The sequence below is a fragment of the Paraburkholderia domus genome (genome assembly GCF_905220705.1).
Classification (GTDB): domain Bacteria; phylum Pseudomonadota; class Gammaproteobacteria; order Burkholderiales; family Burkholderiaceae; genus Paraburkholderia; species Paraburkholderia domus.
On record NZ_CAJNAT010000006.1, the window covers coordinates 186,159 to 202,414 of the forward strand.

Here is a 16,256-nt window from a genome sequence, read left to right on the forward strand (position 1 = left end):
CGCAATCTCTTCCGCACTGGTCGGCGGCGGATGGCACCGTTACGATGTGGTTCGCGCCGACGTGCTGAGGCGGCGAAGTTGCGATGGGACCGAGCGGATGACCGAGGAGTGCGCGATGAGCGGGACGAATGGCCGGAGTGATTCTGCGGTGACAGTGGCGGCGCCGAAGTTCTGGCGAGATGATGCGTTGCCGTTCATCGAGGCGCGTTCAATCGAAGATGGCCGCGAGGTCTGCTATGCCAAACACTCGCACGAGACGTTCTCGATTGGCGCTGTCATTGGCGGGCGCAGCGTTTATCTGAATCGCCACGCGCGTGAAAGGATCGGCACCGGTGCTGTCGTGCTGATGAATCCGGACGACGTGCACGCGTGCAACCCGGTTGCCGAAGAGCGCTGGTCGTATCGGATGCTGCATGTCGATGTCGCATGGCTCACGGGTTTGCAACACGACCTGGGGTTCAGCGACAACCACGCGTTTCGCGCGTTCTCGCAGACCATGACGACGGACGCCGCGTTGTTCGAGGGTTTGAACCGTCTATACGCGGCTCTCGTCGATGACGATAACGAGCCTATGCGCAAGGAAAGCGCTGCACTCACTTTCTTCTCGGAAGTGCAGCAGAAGTTGAATCCAGCGCCCTTGCCGGATCACGATGCGAGCGGCCAGCTCGCGCGGGCTGCGGAATTCATCGCCGAAAACTGCACACGTCCGCTGAAGGTGGAGGACGTCTGCAAGGTGGCTGAGCTTTCTCCTTCGCATTTGATCCGCGCTTTCAAACAGCGTTATGGCATGACGCCGCACGCCTATCTGATCAATCGACGCATCCAGTACAGCCGCGCACAACTCAGGCGCGGTTACCCGATTGCGGACGTCGCGCTCGATGCGGGTTTTGCCGATCAGGCGCATTTGCAGCGGACCTTCAAGCGGCTGGTCGCGGCGACGCCGGGGCAGTATCGCAGTTGAATGAGTGTGTTCCGCGTTCGCGTCACGCGATCAGCAGATACAGCGCGCTAACCGCGAGCAAAGCCGCCATCACGCGATTGAATAACCTCACGCGCTTCGGCTCCTGCAGGTATCGACGCAGGAACGTGCCGGCATACGCCCAGCTGGCAATCGACAGATAGCAGACCACAAAGTACACGACGGTGAATTGCCAGACGAGCCGGCCGTCGCCATCGGCTGCGTAGGCGCCCATGCCGGCCAATGAAGCGAGCCATGCTTTCGGATTGAGCCATTGCATCGCCGCGCCGTATGCGAAGGATGGCCCGCGGGTGGGCTTGTCCGCGCCGAGCTTGCCGTCATCGACGGCGAGTTTGTAAGCCATGTAAAGCAGGAACCCAACGCCGGCCCATTTGACGATGTCGATCAGATTGGGGAAATGCGCGAGCAACGCATGCAGACCCAAGCCGATGAGCAACAACAGCAGCGTGAATCCGATGGTCGCACCGGTCACATGGCGCATGCTCGCGGCGAATCCATGTTGTGCGCCGGCGCTCAGCGCGACGACATTGACCGGTCCGGGAGAAATCGACGAGGCCAACGCGAAGGCGGCCATGGAGAGTAAGACGGTCATCTGATGCCTCGATACGTGAGTGCGCAGGATTTGCGACGCTCAGCGGTATCGGACGGAAGGGTGGGGCGTATTGAAGGAAATGACTTTCAGTGAACCGTATCCGCGGCGCCGCAGCACTTCTTGAATTTCTTGCCGCTACCACAAGGACACGGGTCGTTGCGGCCGACTTTGGGTTCGGTGCGCTGGATGGTGGCGTCGTGAACGGCCTGGCGATAGGGGAGCCAGAAACGATAGATCGCGGCGATGCTGGCGGGGATCTGTTTGGTGAGGGCTTCGTCCTGTTCCGGCGTGCCGACCAATTCTTCCTCTTCCCGTGTGAGATCCCGGGCGCCCATCAGGCGTATCGGATTCAGCGATTCCCGGCCCTGCTCGCTATCGAACAGCGCTTGCCAATCCGCCCGAACGAGCGTGAGACCTTGCATGAAGCCCACCGCCCACGCTTCGCCGTCGATGTATTCGCGGTCGCTGTCGTCAATGCGGTAAAAGCCAAACACCGGTTCGAACTCATCGGGATCATCCTCCAGGCAGGCGATGATGCCGTTCATGTTCCGCAAGATCAGCCCGAGAATGTGCTGCGCCTGATCCATTGATTCGAATGCCGGAGCGTCATTCTCGCTGGGGCCCCAGACGCCCGGCAGCCAGTAACTGGGCGGTACTGTATTCGGACCGATGGCCATCGCGGTCAGATAACCGTCGAGCCCCTCGATCGTCAGTGTCTCTTCCGACGTCAGGTCGGAAATCAGAAACTCATCGAGTTCGTCGAACTCTTCTTCGGAGAGCGGGGTGGCCAGATTGGCGGGGCTTAACTTTGACTTGGACATAGTGAGGCTCCGGCGCTTCGAATCGTGGGTCCCGATGGCGGGCGGGGATGCAGAGTCGGCGTGCTCGTATGGCACCCGTGCCGCAAAGCGCAAAGCAAAAAGCCCAGTCGCAAGGACCGGGCTTTTTATTGAATCTTTGGTGGGGCGTGACAGATTCGAACTGTCGACCTACGGATTAAGAGTCCGCTGCTCTACCAGCTGAGCTAACGCCCCAAACAGAAGCGAAATTATGCAGTAACTTTCCGAGATTGCCAAGTCCCTTTAGCAGATTTCTTATAAAAATCTTGACCGAGCGCCCCGGCGCGTGCGCTGCCTGCCGTCAGCACCGGAAAGGCGCACGGTTCGCCGTCCCGGTATCATGTCGCGGACACCTGCCGCTCGAAGCCTCGCGCGGCTTTCGACCGGGAACCGCCATGGATGACAAAGAAATTATCGAGCTGCTCGACCGCATCCTCGCGCCTTGGGTCCGCGCGCTCGCGCTGACGCCGGTCAAGGTCGACGAAGAAAGTGCGACTTTGCGCCTGCCGTTTTCCGGTGGGCTGCGCCATTCCGGCGGTGTGATCTCCGGGCAGGTCTTCATGGCGGCCGCCGATACGGCGATGATCGTCGCGATTTCGGCCGCACTCGGTGGCTTCAAGCCGATGAGCACGGTGTCGCTCAACATCAGTTTCATGCGCGCGGTCCGCAACGGCGACGTGCTGATCACCGCGCGCGTGCTGCGCATGGGCCGCAATCTCGTGTTCGGCGAAGTCGAGTTATTCGACGAAGCCGGCAACATGGCCGTCCATGCCACCACCACCTACGCGCTGCTCGACTGACACTGACACCTGAAACGGGTCCGCAAGCCGTATTAGAGGAAAAAGCCAAGATGTTCGATCAGGTCGTATTCGCCGGTGGCGGCAATCGCTGCTGGTGGCAGGCGGGTTTCTGGGACGTGGTGCAGCCGGAGTTGGATATCCGTCCGCGCGTCATCACCGGCATTTCGGCCGGCGCCGCCACCGCGTGCATGCTCTACACGCGCGATTCCGACTGGGTCATGCGCTATTACGAAGACGCGCTGCGGCACAACACCCGTAACGCCTATTGGGGCAACCTGCTGCGTGGCGAATCGGTGTTTCCGCATTACCGGATTTATCGCAAGGCCTTGCTCGATATCTACAGCGACAAGTTTTCGACGCTCGCCGACGCCCCCGAAATCCGTATTGGCGTGTCGCACCTGCCGCGCTGGCTCGGCGCGCGCAGCGCCGTCGCCGCTGGGCTGATCGCGTACAACATCGAGAAATACGTGCGCAAGACGCTGCATCCGACGCTCGGCCAGACGCTCGGCTTTCATCCGGAATTCGTGCGCGCGCAGGATTGCGCGACGGTCGAAGAGCTCGCCGATCTGATTCTGCAGTCGTCGAGTACGCCGCCGTTCACACCGGTTTTGCGGCGCAATGGCCGGCCGGTGCTCGACGGTGGAATGGTCGACAACGTGCCGGTCGGCGCGCTCGACGCCGACGCGCCCGGCAACGTGCTGGTAATGGTCACGCGTCTTTATCCGCGTCCGCAGATGTTCGTCGTGCCGCACGGCGTGCAGCAACGCTTCTACGTGCAACCGTCGCGCAAGGTGCCGATTTCGAGTTGGGATTACACGAGCCCGTCGCAAATGGTGCACGCGTACAACCTCGGCCGTGTCGACGGTGAGGCCTTTCTGGAACGCGTGCCCGATCTGCTGGAAGTCGGCGCGCACGAAGCGCGCTGAGGTGAGCGCTTAGCGGCGCCGCCCGCCCTGCAACGCCTCCGGATTCGCCACGCTGGACGTATCGCCGGCGTCGAAAGCGAGAATGTTCTGGAACGCCGCGGTGAAGTACAACTCGTAGCTCTCGCGTTCCACGTAGCCGATGTGCGGCGTGCAGATCACGTTCTCCATGCGCAGCAGGCTATAGCCCTGCAGAATCGGCTCGCTTTCGTAGACATCGATCGCGACCATCCCCGGACGGTTGTGCGACAGTGCGTTCACCAGCGCGTTTTCGTCGAGCAGTTCGGCCCGGCTCGTGTTCACGAGCAACGCGGTCGGCTTCATCCGCATCAGGTCTTCCTGCTTGACGATGCCGCGCGTGTCGTCATGCAGACGCAGGTGCAACGACAGCACATCGCTCTGCTCGAACAGCGCTTCGCGGCTTTCGGCCACGCCATATCCGTCCGCGCGAGCCGCTTCGCGCGAATGCTCGCGACCCCAGATCAGCACATTCATGCCGAAGGCCTTGCCGTATCCGGCAAGCAGGCGGCCGATCTTGCCGTAACCCCAAATCCCCAGCGTCTGACCGCGCAACACCTGGCCCAAACCGAAGTTCGGCGGCAGCGCCGACGTCTTCAATCCGGACTGCTGCCAGGCCCCTTGCTTAAGGTTTGCTACGTATTGCGGAATCCGCCGTTGAGCCGCCATGATGAGGGCCCAGGTCAGTTCGGCCGGCGCGATCGGCGAGCCGCTGCCTTCCAGCACGGCGATGCCGCGCTCGGTACAGGCTGCCAGATCGATATGGCTTGAGACTTTGCCGGTTTGACTGATCATGCGCAAACGCGGCAACTTATCGAGTAGTTGCGAGCTGATGCGGGTGCGTTCGCGAATCAGGACCAAGGCGTCGACTTCGGAAAGCCGGCTCGCCAGTTGGCCGAGGCCGCGGACAGTGTTGTTGAAAACTTTGACCTCATGGTCGGCCAGCAGTTGAAAGCAGTCGAGCTTGCGGACGGCGTCCTGGTAATCGTCGAGGATTGCGATCTTCATGGTATGTGTCTTGCGGCGCACCGTAGAGGTGCGAAACGGAGTGTTATGCTGACTGTCCCACCATGTGACCTAGGTCACATGCCGGTCTGGCTGAATGCCTTACCGTAGAAGCTGCCGCGTAGAACGGCAGCGCCACGGCAAGGTCGATTGACATCGTTTTTAACAGTTTGTTGCGTGTTGATGCAAGTCGCTTTACAGACGGTTGCAGACGGCCGTGTACAGGCGCCTCCGCGCAACAGGCCGTGTGGCCCACGATGACCTGCACAATTGTGCGTCGGCTTGCGGGAAAGTCGATGCATTGAATTGAACGCCTCTCGCATGCAGCGTCACTGGGCTTGTACCGTTTTTCTATTGCTTTCAAAACGGAGACAAGTCGATGAATCATCCCTCATTTGAAGGACAGCCCACCAACGAGGCGTCCGCAGGGGCGCCCGAGTGGGTCAAACACCGAAAACTGATCGAGTGGGTCCAGCGCGTTGCCGCCATGACCAAGCCCGATCGAATCGTCTGGTGCGACGGCTCGCAGGAGGAGTACGACCGCCTATGTGCCCAGATGGTCGAAGCCGGCACCCTCAAGAAACTCAATCCCGCCAAACGTCCCAATTCCTATCTGGCATGGTCCGATCCGTCGGACGTCGCGCGTGTCGAAGACCGCACGTTCATCTGCTCCAAGCGCCGGGAAGATGCCGGGCCGACCAACAACTGGATCGAACCGGCTGAGATGCGCTCGACGCTCGACGGCCTGTTCGACGGTGCCATGCGCGGTCGAACGATGTATGTGGTGCCGTTCTCGATGGGGCCGCTCGGTTCGCCGATCGCGCACATCGGCGTCGAACTTAGCGATAGCCCATACGTCGTGACTAACATGCGCATCATGACGCGCATGGGCCGCAAGGTGTACGAGGTGCTGGGCGAAGACGGCGCGTTCGTGCCGTGTGTGCATTCGGTCGGCGCGCCGCTCGCAGCGGGCGCGAAAGACGTTCCGTGGCCGTGCAACGACACCAAATACATCGTCCATTTCCCCGAATCGCGTGAAATCTGGAGCTATGGCTCGGGCTACGGCGGCAATGCCCTGCTGGGCAAGAAGTGCTTCGCGCTGCGCATCGCGTCCACGATGGGCCGCGACGAAGGCTGGCTCGCCGAACACATGCTGGTTCTCGGTGTGACGTCGCCGGAAGGGCGCAAGCACCACGTCGCGGCGGCGTTTCCGTCGGCTTGCGGCAAGACCAACTTCGCAATGCTGATTCCGCCGGAAGGTCTGAACGGCTGGAAAATCTCCACGATCGGCGACGATATTGCGTGGATCAAACCGGGTAAGGACGGCCGTCTCTACGCGATCAACCCGGAAGCGGGGTATTTCGGCGTCGCGCCGGGCACGAGTGAAAAGACCAACTTCAACGCGATGGCCACGCTGAAGGAAAACGTCATTTTCACGAACGTCGCGCTGACGGACGACGGCGACGTCTGGTGGGAAGGCATGACCGACGAACCGCCCGCCCACCTGATCGACTGGCAAGGCAAGGATTGGACGCCGGCGAGCGCGAAGGAGAGCGGGCGCAAGGCCGCGCACCCGAACGCGCGCTTCACGGCGCCGGCTTCGCAATGTCCGTCGATCGATGCCGACTGGGAGAACCCGGCGGGTGTCGCGATTGACGCGTTCATTTTCGGCGGCCGGCGTTCCACCACCGTGCCGCTCGTTACCGAAGCGCGCAACTGGGTAGAAGGCGTCTACATGGCGGCGACCATGGGCTCCGAAACCACCGCGGCGGCGGCAGGGCAGCAGGGCGTGGTGCGCCGCGACCCGTTCGCGATGCTGCCATTCTGCGGCTACAACATGAGCGACTACTTCGGGCACTGGCTGAAAACCGGGGAGCGTCTTGAGAAGCTAAACGCGAAGTTGCCGAAAATCTTCTGCGTGAACTGGTTCCGCAAGGGCGCGGACGGCAAGTTCGTCTGGCCGGGCTTCGGCGAGAACATGCGTGTGTTGAGCTGGATGGTCGGGCGCATCGAAGGCAAGGCGCAAGGTGAAGAACATACGTTCGGCATATCGCCGCACTATGAAGACATCGACTGGAGCGGTCTGGATTTCAGCCCCGAGCAATTCCAGCAGGTGATTTCCGTCGACGACGCGGCTTGGCGCGACGAACTTGCGCTGCATGCCAAACTGTTTGACACATTGCAGCAAGGGCTGCCGCCGGCTTTGGCGCAGACCAAGCTCGCCCTTGAAGGAAAACTCGCTGCCTGATTAGGTGAGTATTCACTTCGCCTAGAAGCCGCCTTCGGGCGGTTTTTCTTTTCCGGTCGGACCCCGCATCGCGACTTTTTCCGATTTCGCAATGCTGGGGCGACCTTTGCATCTGTTCGAACAAAAAAGACAGTGCAAGCTGCAGTGCAGCAGATTGTTGCTCATGACGGAACAATCGAGGTTCGTGCGCCACATTGAGGGACGCAGTCGCACAAATATCGACAATATTTCCGCTTTGGCGGGCAACTTCTGCACGATTTTACGAGTCGTAGGAGAATTCTAAGTTCGCTTCACTGGTTTTCACTAATTGTCAGGAAGCTGTAACACGGCAGGAGTTGTCCTATGGATCATTTGCAGTCGATGCGAGTTTTCGTCAAAGTGGCGGATCTCGGCAGTTTTGCCCGCGCTGCGAGCGCGATGGATATTTCCAACGCAGTTGCCACCCGTCACGTTGCCGATCTGGAAGGCCGTCTTGGTACGCGGCTGCTCAATCGCACAACCCGCAGCTTGTCCCTGACCGAATCCGGCCAGGTTTATCTTGAGCGTGCGCGCCAGATTCTCGACGAACTGGAAGACGTCGAGCAGATGGTGGTCGCGCGGAATCACGAACCCGTCGGCACGTTGCGAATCGTCGCACCGGTCGTGTTCGGGTTGCATAACCTCGCGCCCGTGCTGCAAACGTACGCAGAGCGCTATCCGAAAGTCATTCCCGACGTCACGCTGGTTGATCGTCAGGTCGATCTGGTCGAAGAAGGTTTCGACGTGGGCGTGGTGGTCACACGGCAGATGCGTAGTGCAAGCATTGTCACGCGGCGTTTGACCACCGGTTGTATGACAGTGTGCGCAACGCCCGCATATCTGGAAAAGCACGGCACGCCCACGCGTCCCGAGCATCTGCTCGAGCACCCGTGCCTGAGCTTGCCGTCCGAGTATTGGGGCGACGAACGTGTATTCACGGGCTCGGAAGGCGAAGTACGGGTGCGTCCGTCCAACGTGATCGTGGCCAACAACACGGAAATGCTGCGACAGTTCGCGTTGCTCGGCATGGGCATCGCGATTCTGCCGAGCTATCTGATCGGCCGCGACATGACGCGCGGCAGGCTCGTGCGTTTGCTCGGCGATTTCCGTTTGCCGCAGGTCGAGATCAACATCGCGTATCCGAGCCGTCGTCACTTGCCGGCAAAGGTGCGAACGTTCATCGATCATCTGGTCGAGCATTTCAGCCAGACGCCGAACAGTCAGCTCGGTGAGCAATGGATCAAGGACGGCCTTGAGAGGCCTGCCACGTCCGCCGCGCTCGATGCAGTGAATCACATGCCGCCGGAAGCGTTTGATGGCGCTGAGCCGCTGTCACGGCTGCTGGACAGCGAGTTATCGCCGGTGCCGAAGACCTTGGCAAAGACGACGAATCGTCCACGGCCCACTGCTATGTCGCCGCTGTAACGAGTCGGGCGACGGTGCCGGCAGCGCTTGAAGTAAAGCGCAGTCTGGCCGGCAAATAAAAAAGCGCAGTCACGAAAGTGACTGCGCTTTTTTTCAGGCAAGTTCGACGCTGGCCGGAAGTTGAAGACCCTTCCGGCCCACGCGCCCGATTTACGAGCCCGTCTTACGTGCGACCGTTTTCTTGGCCGGCGCCTTCTTGGCAGCAGCGGTCTTCTTCGCAGCCGCAGTCTTCGTAGCGGGCGCTTTCTTGGCTGCGGCCTTTTTGGCGGGTGCCGCCTTCACTGCGACCGGTGCATCTTCGTCATCCGACTCCGGCGCAGCCTTGGCGGCCGCCTTAGCCGCCGCAGTCTTCGCCGCCGTCTTGGCTGACGGCTCTTTCTTCTCGAATTCGAAGCCGATCTTGCCGTCGTTCTGCTTGACGAGGAACGCCTTGAAGTTGCGGCCGGTACGCGACGACTTGAAGTTCGTCAGCAGGTCGGTGCGTCCTTCCTCGAGCAATTTCCCCATCTGCTCGCGCGCGATTTCCTGCTGCAGAATCACCTTGCCCGAGCGGAAGTCGCACGTTTTCGGATTCGCAACCGAGTTCTCGCAGACATAGCTCATGCCGTGTTCGAACACGCGGCCCTTGCACTTCGGGCACGCGCCGACCGCCTGCTGGTCGGAGAAGTCAGGCGGTTCGCCGTCTTCGCCGCCCGAGTCCTGACCGAAGTCGAATTCGAGCTTGTAGTTCTTGATCTCGTCGTCGAGCGAGAGCTTCAGGATCGCCGAGAACGGGCGGCCCATCTTGCTGCGGAAACCCGACAGCGGTCCGATCGTCTTGTTCTGCAATAGCTCTTCAACTTCCGGAATTTCGAACTGACGTCCGCCCGGAATCTTTGAGATCGAGAACTCGCACTTCGAGCACGCGAAGCGACGGTAGTTTTCCTTCACCTGACCGCCGCAATTCGGACACGGCGTCTGCAACGTCGCGTAATCGCCCGGGATCGTGTCGGAATCGTACTCTTTCGCGCGCTTGACGATGGTCTGCGTCATGCGGGCAATTTCCTGCATGAACGCGTCGCGCGGCAGGTTGCCCCGCTCCATCTGCGAGAGTTTGTACTCCCACTCGCCGGTCAATTCCGGTGCGGTCAATTCCTTAACGCCGAGGCCGCGCAGCAGCGTCATCAACTGGAATGCCTTCGCGGTCGGAATCAGATCGCGGCCTTCGCGGATCAGATACTTTTCGCCGAGCAGCCCTTCGATGATGGCGGCGCGCGTGGCCGGCGTGCCGAGCCCCTTGGCCGCCATCGCTTCGCGCAATTCGTCGTCTTCGACCAGCTTGCCCGCGCCTTCCATGGCCGACAGCAAGGTTGCTTCGTTGTAGCGTGCGGGCGGTTTCGTCACCAGTTGCTGGGCGGCGATCTTGTCCGTCTTGACCTTCTCATCCTTCTGCACCGGCACGAGGTTCGCGTCTTCGCCGCTGATTTCGCGGCCATAGACCTGCAACCAGCCCGGTTCGACCAGCACCTTGCCTTCAGTCTTGAAGTGATGGCCGACCACTTCCGTAATCCGCGTCGTCACCCGATATTCGGCGGCCGGGAAGAACACCGACAGGAAGCGCTTCACGACCAGGTCGTAGAGCTTCTGTTCCGGCTCGGACAGATTCTTCGGCGCTTGCGCCGTCGGGATGATTGCGAAGTGGTCGCTGATCTTCGAGTTATCGAAGATGCGCTTGTTCGGCTTCACCCAGCCTTTGTCCAACACCTGCTTGGCGTACGGGAGATAGTTGTTGCTCTCCTTGAGCATGCCCAGCGTTTCCTTGACCGTATCCATATAGTCTTCCGGCAACGCGCGCGCGTCGGTCCGGGGATACGTCAGCACCTTGTGCTTTTCGTACAGCGCCTGAGCGAGACCCAGCGTGTTCTTCGCCGAGAAGCCAAAGCGGCCGTTGGCCTCACGCTGCAAGCTGGTCAGGTCGAACAGCGCCGGCGACAGTTGCGTGGACGGTTTCGATTCTTCCGTCACCGTGCCGATCTGGCCACGGCAGGCAGCAACGATCGTCTCAGCCGCGGGCAGCGCCCACAGACGCGAATCGCGTTTTTCAGGATCGAACTCGTCGCGCTTGAATTTCGGATCGAACCAACGGCCTTCGTAGAAGCCGCCCGCGCAGACGAAGTCCGCCTTCACTTCCCAATAATCGCGCGGCACGAAGCGGCGAATCTTTTCTTCGCGCTCGACGACGATCGACAGCGTCGGCGTCTGTACCCGCCCGACCGTGGTCAGGAAGAAGCCGCCGCCCTTGCTGTTGAACGCGGTCATGGCCCGCGTGCCGTTGATGCCGACCAGCCAGTCCGCTTCCGAGCGGCAGCGCGCCGCATCGGCGAGCGGTTGCATTTCCTCGTCGCTACGCAAACGGGCAAAACCGTCGCGGATCGAACCGGCTGTCATCGACTGCAGCCACAGGCGCTGCACCGGTTGCTTGGCTTTCGCGTGCTGCGCGATCAGGCGGAAAATCAGCTCGCCCTCGCGCCCCGCGTCACATGCGTTGATCAGGCGGTCGATGTCTTTACGCTTGAGCAGTTTGGTCAGCACCTTCAGGCGCGACTCGCTCTTGGCGATCGGATTCAGATCGAAATGCGGCGGAATGACGGGCAAGTTGGCGAAACTCCACTTGCCGCGTTTGACTTCATAATCTTCGGGCGCGGCAATTTCCAGCAAGTGGCCGACTGCCGAGGAAAGGACGTAGTCGTCGCTTTCGTAGTATTCGTCATGCTTGGTAAAGCCGCCCAAAGCGCGCGCGATGTCGTTCGCGACGGAAGGCTTTTCGGCGATGATCAGTGCTTTGGACATGACTCGATGTGAGGTTGGTAGATCCGGGTTGATGGCCTTGAGTGCGCTTAAATTAGCGCCACCCTCGTTTGCGACCTTTGCGACCCAATAACGACCGCTTTATAGCACACGCCGCGAGAGCGACGTGTCAAGTGCCATAAAAAGCGCGCCATGATAATTGCGCGCTCAGCAATTGGGCAAGCTGCGGAAAACGCGGCGTGTATCGCTCGCAACGCCTGTGCCGCAAGGTTCAGCGGCTGGTGGCCACAGTCACGCGACGGCCAGCGCGGGCCGCAATTTGGGCGCTCCGCTGACACCGGGCACGGCCGTCAGATCAGACAACATCCGTTCCACAATCGCCGCCTGCGGTAAAACCGTGCCAAAAAAACGTGTCGTTACCGAGTCTTCGATCAGGATGGTCGGGAAATTTTCGACATCCAGATCGTCGAAGCGGTCCGCATGGGTTTCGATGTCGATCCATGCGAAACAGATCTCCGGATGCTTGTCCGCCAGCCGGTCGAAGGCATCCCGATACTCACGGCAGGTCCCGCACCACTCCGCGCACAGGCAGGCAACGAACAGCGTGTCAGGTTCGTTGACGCGCTCGGCAATCCGGTCTGGGTCGGTGTCGAGATTCAGCGCGGGCATGGTGGTTCCTTGCGTACTTTTGTCAGGTGCTTTGGCGCGAATGTAGCATGGCCGATCCCGAACTGTGGTCAACCCTGATCAATGCGGGGTCAGCCGTGGGTCGCTCGCGTGAAGCGGCCGCCGGGCAGCGCGGTCACCTGGCCGGCGAGTTCGAGTTGCAGCAGCGTGTTTTGCAACGCCGCGTCCCCCATCTCGGTGCGGGTGGCAAGAATTTCAAGCGTGGCGGGGGCATGGCCGAGTGCCTCGAGGAGTTGCAGCGCTTCGGCGCTCATGGCCGGCGGGGCAGTGGGTGATGCGGACGCCCCTGTCAATTCGGTCTGAGCCGCGTCTGATGTTGGTGCGGCTGCCGAGTCCGGTTGATTTGCCACCGAAGCCAGCCCCGCTGAGGGATCCCGCGCGCCCGCGCCGTCCCAAAGAGCCGCCTGCTTGCTGGCGGCCTTCGTTGCCACGGGCTTGGCGAAACCCAGTTCCTCCAGCACCTCATCGGGTGTTTCCACCAGCTTGGCGCCTTGCTTGATGATTCGATGACAACCGCGCGACAACGGCGCGTGGATCGAGCCGGGCAGCGCGAAGATATCGCGCCCCATTTCATTGGCGAGCCGAGCCGTGATCAGCGAGCCCGAGCGCATGGCAGCCTCGACGATCACAACCCCGCTGACGAGGCCGGCGATCAGACGGTTACGTTGCGGGAAATTGGCGGCGCGCGCCGGGGTGCCGAGCGGCCACTCCGAAATGATTGCGCCGTGTGCCGCAATCTTCCGCGCCAGCGCGTGATGCGAGGCCGGATACACGAGGTCCGCGCCGGTGCCGATCACGGCGACCGTGCTGCCGACGCCTTCCAGCCCGCCCCGATGCGCGGCACCGTCGATACCTAGCGCCAGCCCCGACACGATCGTGACGCTGGCTTGTGAAAGCTCACGAGCAAAACGCTCCGCGTCTTCAACGCCCTGTGGTGTCGCGCTGCGGCTCCCCACCAGGGCGACCGCCCTCGTGTGCAACAGATCCAGCCGGCCCTTTATATATAGTAGCGGTGGCGGATCGAGCATGGTTAGCAGCGCGGGCGGGTAGGCAGGATCGTCGAGCGTCACCACGTGGTTGCCGGGCAGCTCGGACCATGCAATTACCGCGTCGAGTTGCGCATTGAAGTCTGGAATGGGCGGCGCCAGCGCAGCGCGAGCCGCAGCTTCGCCCGCGATCCCGGCGAGCGCCTCGGGCGACTGATTGAAAATCGCTTCCGGCAGTCCAAAAGCGCTCAGCAGTAAACGCAGGGCGGCGGGTTTCAGCCCCGGCGCAAACGAAAGCCGCAGCCAGGCGGCGAGTTCAATATTGGTTGCGGGCAAGGTACGCATTGACAGTCGATCCTCTTACAGGGCCAGCGGGCAGGCGGGCGCCATGCTAAAATTTTCATCATCCGAAATAACTACAGCGCCGCGCCCACCCGAGCGGGCTCGTCGTTTAGCGCACGTGGCGCGTTGAATCGAACCGGTTCGACACCATCTATCCTCTGCGTAACGCGATGCGCCCACAACCTGGCCGAATGGCCAACGCTAGCCTTCCACCGGTCAGCGGCGCCGAAAAAACACACTCAAGATCATGGCTTTACTGAACATTCTCAATTACCCGGACAAGCGGCTGCACAAGATTGCGAAGCCGGTCGAAGTGGTCAACGACCGCATCCGCCGTCTCGTCGCCGACATGGCCGAAACGATGTACGCCGCGCCCGGCGTCGGCCTCGCGGCGACCCAGGTGGACGTGCATGAACGCGTGGTCGTGATCGACGTGTCGGAAACGCACGACGAGCTGCTCGCTTTCATCAACCCGGAAATCATTTGGTCGAGCAACGAAAAGAAGCTCTCGGAAGAGGGCTGCCTCTCGGTGCCGGGCATTTACGACAATGTCGAGCGCGCCGAGAAAGTGCGTGTGCGGGCGCTGAACGAGAAGGGTGAAACCTTCGAGCTGGATTGCGAAGGGTTGCTGGCCGTGTGCATCCAGCACGAAATGGATCACCTGATGGGCCGCGTGTTCGTCGAGTACCTGTCGTCGCTCAAGCAGACGCGCATCAAGAGCAAGATGAAGAAGCTCGCCCACGCGATGTAATGCGCGTCCACCTCGTCTACCGCACCCCTTCATGAGTCATTCGCTGCGCGTCATCTTTGCCGGTACGCCGGAGTTCGCCGCGGCCGCGCTGGCCGCGATTCACAGCGCCGGTTTTCCGGTGCCGCTCGTGCTGACCCAGCCCGACCGGCCCGCCGGACGCGGGATGAAATTGCAGGCGAGTCCCGTCAAGCGTTATGCGCAAGAGCATGAGCTGGCCGTCGCGCAACCGACCTCGCTGCGCCGCGCCGGCAAATATCCCGCCGAAGCCGCTGCCGCGATCGACCAATTGCGCGCCACGCCTCACGACGTGATGGTGGTGGCTGCCTATGGTCTGATCCTGCCGCAGGAAGTGCTCGATATTCCGCCGCTGGGTTGCATCAACATTCACGCGTCGTTGTTGCCGCGCTGGCGCGGCGCCGCGCCGATCCACCGCGCAATCGAGGCGGGCGACGCTGAAACCGGCATCACGCTGATGCAGATGGACGTTGGCCTCGACACAGGCGCGATGATCTCCGAAGTACGCACGCCGATTTCCGACGACGACACGACGGCCACCCTGCACGATCGCCTCGCACACGACGGCGCGAAACTGATCGTCGAAGCGCTGATCGAACTTGAGCGCAGCGGTAAGTTGCTGGCAACGCCGCAGCCTGCGGACGGTGTGACTTACGCGGAAAAGATTGGCAAGCACGAGGCCGCGCTCGACTGGCGTAAGCCAGCTGCAATCCTGGCGCGTCAGGTGCGCGCGTTCGATCCGTTCCCCGGCGGCGTGGGCACGTTGGAAGACGGCACGTCGATCAAAATCTGGGCCGCCGTCCCGGTCGAGGCGCAAGGCGACAAGGCGCCAGGCACGATCGCGGAGGTCTCGCAAGAAGGTGTTGTGGTCGCCTGTGGCGAAGGCGCACTGCGCCTCACGCAATTGCAGAAACCCGGCGGCAAGCGCTTGCCGGTGCGCGAATTTTTGGCCGGGGCAACGCTGGCCGCGGGTCAGCGTTTCCTGCTTCCCGAAGCAAAATAACCGCCTTGCGCATACCTTGAACATCGACCGGTCGACTGATGTTCAATAGTTCCGCCGTGGGCCTGCGGCGCGCATAGAATCCTCTATGCAGCGGCCCGCGTTTAGAGGATCCCCATGTTTGGCATCACCCATTTCGAGTTTTTCGTCGTCGCGGTCTTTCTGCTGAACGTGACGCCCGGTCCCGATACGGCTTACATCGTCGGGCGCAGCGTCGCGCAGGGCCGTGGCGCGGGCCTGATGTCCGCGCTCGGCATTTCCGCCGGGTGCTGCGTTCATTCGCTTGCTTGTGCGTTCGGCCTGACGGCGCTGCTGGCCGCTTCGGCCACCGCGTTCACTGTCATCAAGTTCGTCGGCGCTATTTATCTGATCTATCTCGGCGTGCGCCTGATTTTCGCGAAGCCGGAGGTAGACCAGGCGGTGGGCGAAGCGCGCGCGTCCGGCGCGCCGAAATCGCTGCGTCAGCTTTTCCTGCAAGGCTTCTGGACCAATGTGCTGAATCCCAAGGTCGTGCTGTTCTTCGTGTCGTTCTTTCCGCAATTCGTCACGGCGGGCAGCGACCATAAGACGCTGGCGTTCCTTGCGCTCGGCGCGGTGTTCGTCGTGATGAGCATGATCTGGAACAGTTTTGTCGCGTGGATTGCCGGCAGTGTGACCCGGCGTTTCTCGGGCAAGCCATCGGTGAAGAGGTGGCTGGATCGCGGCGTTGGCAGCGCATTCGTCGGCTTGGGCATCAAGCTCGCCACCGCGTCAAGATGATTGAATTTTCCTCACGCGCCCATATCTAACATTTAGCTTACAATCAGCCGCCGCGATCATGCGGCGCAGATATGAACCCGCG

Annotated in this window: 14 protein-coding genes and 1 tRNA gene; 8 read left to right on the forward strand and 7 right to left on the reverse strand. The window is 61.4% G+C overall.

All coding sequences use genetic code 11. The features are described from left to right. Positions 1-115 precede the first annotated feature (115 nt). Positions 116-961 carry a helix-turn-helix transcriptional regulator gene (locus tag KHO31_RS14170; RefSeq protein ID WP_201071780.1) on the forward strand — a complete coding sequence of 282 codons (846 nt, stop codon included), beginning with the start codon at positions 116-118 and terminating at the stop codon, positions 959-961. 22 nt (positions 962-983) lie between these two features. On the opposite strand, the gene KHO31_RS14175 is transcribed toward KHO31_RS14170, so the two are convergent. The 3 genes from KHO31_RS14175 to KHO31_RS14185 all read right to left on the reverse strand — a co-directional run bounded on the left by KHO31_RS14175 (position 984) and on the right by KHO31_RS14185 (position 2,605). Further along, the gene (locus tag KHO31_RS14175) at positions 984-1,571 is read right to left on the reverse strand and encodes a LysE family translocator (RefSeq protein ID WP_201071781.1); all 588 of its coding nucleotides are present in this window, start codon (positions 1,569-1,571) and stop codon (positions 984-986) included. Positions 1,572-1,657: 86 nt separating this feature from the next. Further along, complete coding sequence (locus KHO31_RS14180; protein WP_201071782.1) at positions 1,658-2,392, reverse strand: UPF0149 family protein; 735 nt, start codon at positions 2,390-2,392, stop codon at positions 1,658-1,660. 137 nt (positions 2,393-2,529) lie between these two features. After that, positions 2,530-2,605 (reverse strand) — tRNA-Lys (locus KHO31_RS14185). A gap of 200 nt (positions 2,606-2,805) precedes the next feature. Between KHO31_RS14185 and KHO31_RS14190 the strand changes: the two genes are divergently transcribed. After that, entirely contained in the window at positions 2,806-3,210 is a 405-nt protein-coding gene (locus tag KHO31_RS14190; RefSeq protein WP_201072428.1) for a PaaI family thioesterase, read from the forward strand. 50 nt (positions 3,211-3,260) lie between these two features. After that, positions 3,261-4,136: a patatin-like phospholipase family protein gene (locus tag KHO31_RS14195; RefSeq protein ID WP_201071783.1), complete on the forward strand. Its 876-nt coding sequence runs from the start codon at positions 3,261-3,263 to the stop codon at positions 4,134-4,136. 9 nt (positions 4,137-4,145) lie between these two features. Here the strand turns inward: KHO31_RS14195 and KHO31_RS14200 are convergent, their stop codons facing one another. Then, on the reverse strand, positions 4,146-5,159 hold the full coding sequence (locus KHO31_RS14200) for a D-2-hydroxyacid dehydrogenase family protein (RefSeq protein ID WP_201071785.1): 1,014 nt from the start codon (positions 5,157-5,159) through the stop codon (positions 4,146-4,148). A gap of 376 nt (positions 5,160-5,535) precedes the next feature. Here KHO31_RS14200 and KHO31_RS14205 point away from each other — a divergent pair, with 376 nt between their 5' ends. After that, a complete protein-coding gene (locus KHO31_RS14205; protein WP_201085916.1) occupies positions 5,536-7,404 on the forward strand; it encodes a phosphoenolpyruvate carboxykinase (GTP) in 1,869 nt (622 codons plus the stop codon). A gap of 342 nt (positions 7,405-7,746) precedes the next feature. Continuing rightward, positions 7,747-8,847, forward strand: coding sequence for a LysR family transcriptional regulator (locus KHO31_RS14210; RefSeq protein WP_201071791.1), 1,101 nt, complete (start codon positions 7,747-7,749; stop codon positions 8,845-8,847). A gap of 150 nt (positions 8,848-8,997) precedes the next feature. Here KHO31_RS14210 and KHO31_RS14215 read toward each other — a convergent pair whose 3' ends face one another. The 3 genes from KHO31_RS14215 to dprA form a co-directional block, all read right to left on the reverse strand. Then, complete coding sequence (locus KHO31_RS14215) at positions 8,998-11,676, reverse strand: DNA topoisomerase III (RefSeq protein WP_201071794.1); 2,679 nt, start codon at positions 11,674-11,676, stop codon at positions 8,998-9,000. Between the two features lie 249 nt (positions 11,677-11,925). Continuing rightward, the gene (locus KHO31_RS14220; protein WP_201071797.1) at positions 11,926-12,303 is read right to left on the reverse strand and encodes a thioredoxin family protein; all 378 of its coding nucleotides are present in this window, start codon (positions 12,301-12,303) and stop codon (positions 11,926-11,928) included. 89 nt (positions 12,304-12,392) lie between these two features. After that, positions 12,393-13,652 carry a DNA-processing protein DprA gene (dprA, locus tag KHO31_RS14225; RefSeq protein WP_211623591.1) on the reverse strand — a complete coding sequence of 420 codons (1,260 nt, stop codon included), beginning with the start codon at positions 13,650-13,652 and terminating at the stop codon, positions 12,393-12,395. Between the two features lie 244 nt (positions 13,653-13,896). On the opposite strand from dprA, the gene def reads away from it, so the two are divergent. The 3 genes from def to KHO31_RS14240 all read left to right on the forward strand — a co-directional run bounded on the left by def (position 13,897) and on the right by KHO31_RS14240 (position 16,174). After that, positions 13,897-14,400 carry a peptide deformylase gene (gene def, locus KHO31_RS14230; protein WP_201071802.1) on the forward strand — a complete coding sequence of 168 codons (504 nt, stop codon included), beginning with the start codon at positions 13,897-13,899 and terminating at the stop codon, positions 14,398-14,400. Between the two features lie 31 nt (positions 14,401-14,431). Beyond that, positions 14,432-15,418 carry a methionyl-tRNA formyltransferase gene (fmt, locus tag KHO31_RS14235; RefSeq protein WP_201107629.1) on the forward strand — a complete coding sequence of 329 codons (987 nt, stop codon included), beginning with the start codon at positions 14,432-14,434 and terminating at the stop codon, positions 15,416-15,418. A gap of 114 nt (positions 15,419-15,532) precedes the next feature. Then, entirely contained in the window at positions 15,533-16,174 is a 642-nt protein-coding gene (locus KHO31_RS14240; RefSeq protein WP_211623592.1) for a LysE family translocator, read from the forward strand. The last annotated feature ends 82 nt before the right edge of the window (positions 16,175-16,256 follow it).

Bases quoted from the DNA above. Each gene is read 5' to 3' on its own strand.
- KHO31_RS14175 (WP_201071781.1), bottom strand. From the start codon at position 1,571: ATGACCGTCTTACTCTCCATGGCCGCCTTCGCGTTGGCCTCGTCGATT.
- KHO31_RS14180 (WP_201071782.1), bottom strand. From the start codon at position 2,392: ATGTCCAAGTCAAAGTTAAGCCCCGCCAATCTGGCCACCCCGCTCTCC.
- def (WP_201071802.1), top strand. From the start codon at position 13,897: ATGGCTTTACTGAACATTCTCAATTACCCGGACAAGCGGCTGCACAAG.
- fmt (WP_201107629.1), top strand. From the start codon at position 14,432: ATGAGTCATTCGCTGCGCGTCATCTTTGCCGGTACGCCGGAGTTCGCC.
- dprA (WP_211623591.1), bottom strand. From the start codon at position 13,652: ATGCGTACCTTGCCCGCAACCAATATTGAACTCGCCGCCTGGCTGCGG.
- KHO31_RS14240 (WP_211623592.1), top strand. From the start codon at position 15,533: ATGTTTGGCATCACCCATTTCGAGTTTTTCGTCGTCGCGGTCTTTCTG.
- KHO31_RS14210 (WP_201071791.1), top strand. From the start codon at position 7,747: ATGGATCATTTGCAGTCGATGCGAGTTTTCGTCAAAGTGGCGGATCTC.
- KHO31_RS14195 (WP_201071783.1), top strand. From the start codon at position 3,261: ATGTTCGATCAGGTCGTATTCGCCGGTGGCGGCAATCGCTGCTGGTGG.
- KHO31_RS14220 (WP_201071797.1), bottom strand. From the start codon at position 12,303: ATGCCCGCGCTGAATCTCGACACCGACCCAGACCGGATTGCCGAGCGC.
- KHO31_RS14170 (WP_201071780.1), top strand. From the start codon at position 116: ATGAGCGGGACGAATGGCCGGAGTGATTCTGCGGTGACAGTGGCGGCG.
- KHO31_RS14190 (WP_201072428.1), top strand. From the start codon at position 2,806: ATGGATGACAAAGAAATTATCGAGCTGCTCGACCGCATCCTCGCGCCT.
- KHO31_RS14215 (WP_201071794.1), bottom strand. From the start codon at position 11,676: ATGTCCAAAGCACTGATCATCGCCGAAAAGCCTTCCGTCGCGAACGAC.
- KHO31_RS14200 (WP_201071785.1), bottom strand. From the start codon at position 5,159: ATGAAGATCGCAATCCTCGACGATTACCAGGACGCCGTCCGCAAGCTC.
- KHO31_RS14205 (WP_201085916.1), top strand. From the start codon at position 5,536: ATGAATCATCCCTCATTTGAAGGACAGCCCACCAACGAGGCGTCCGCA.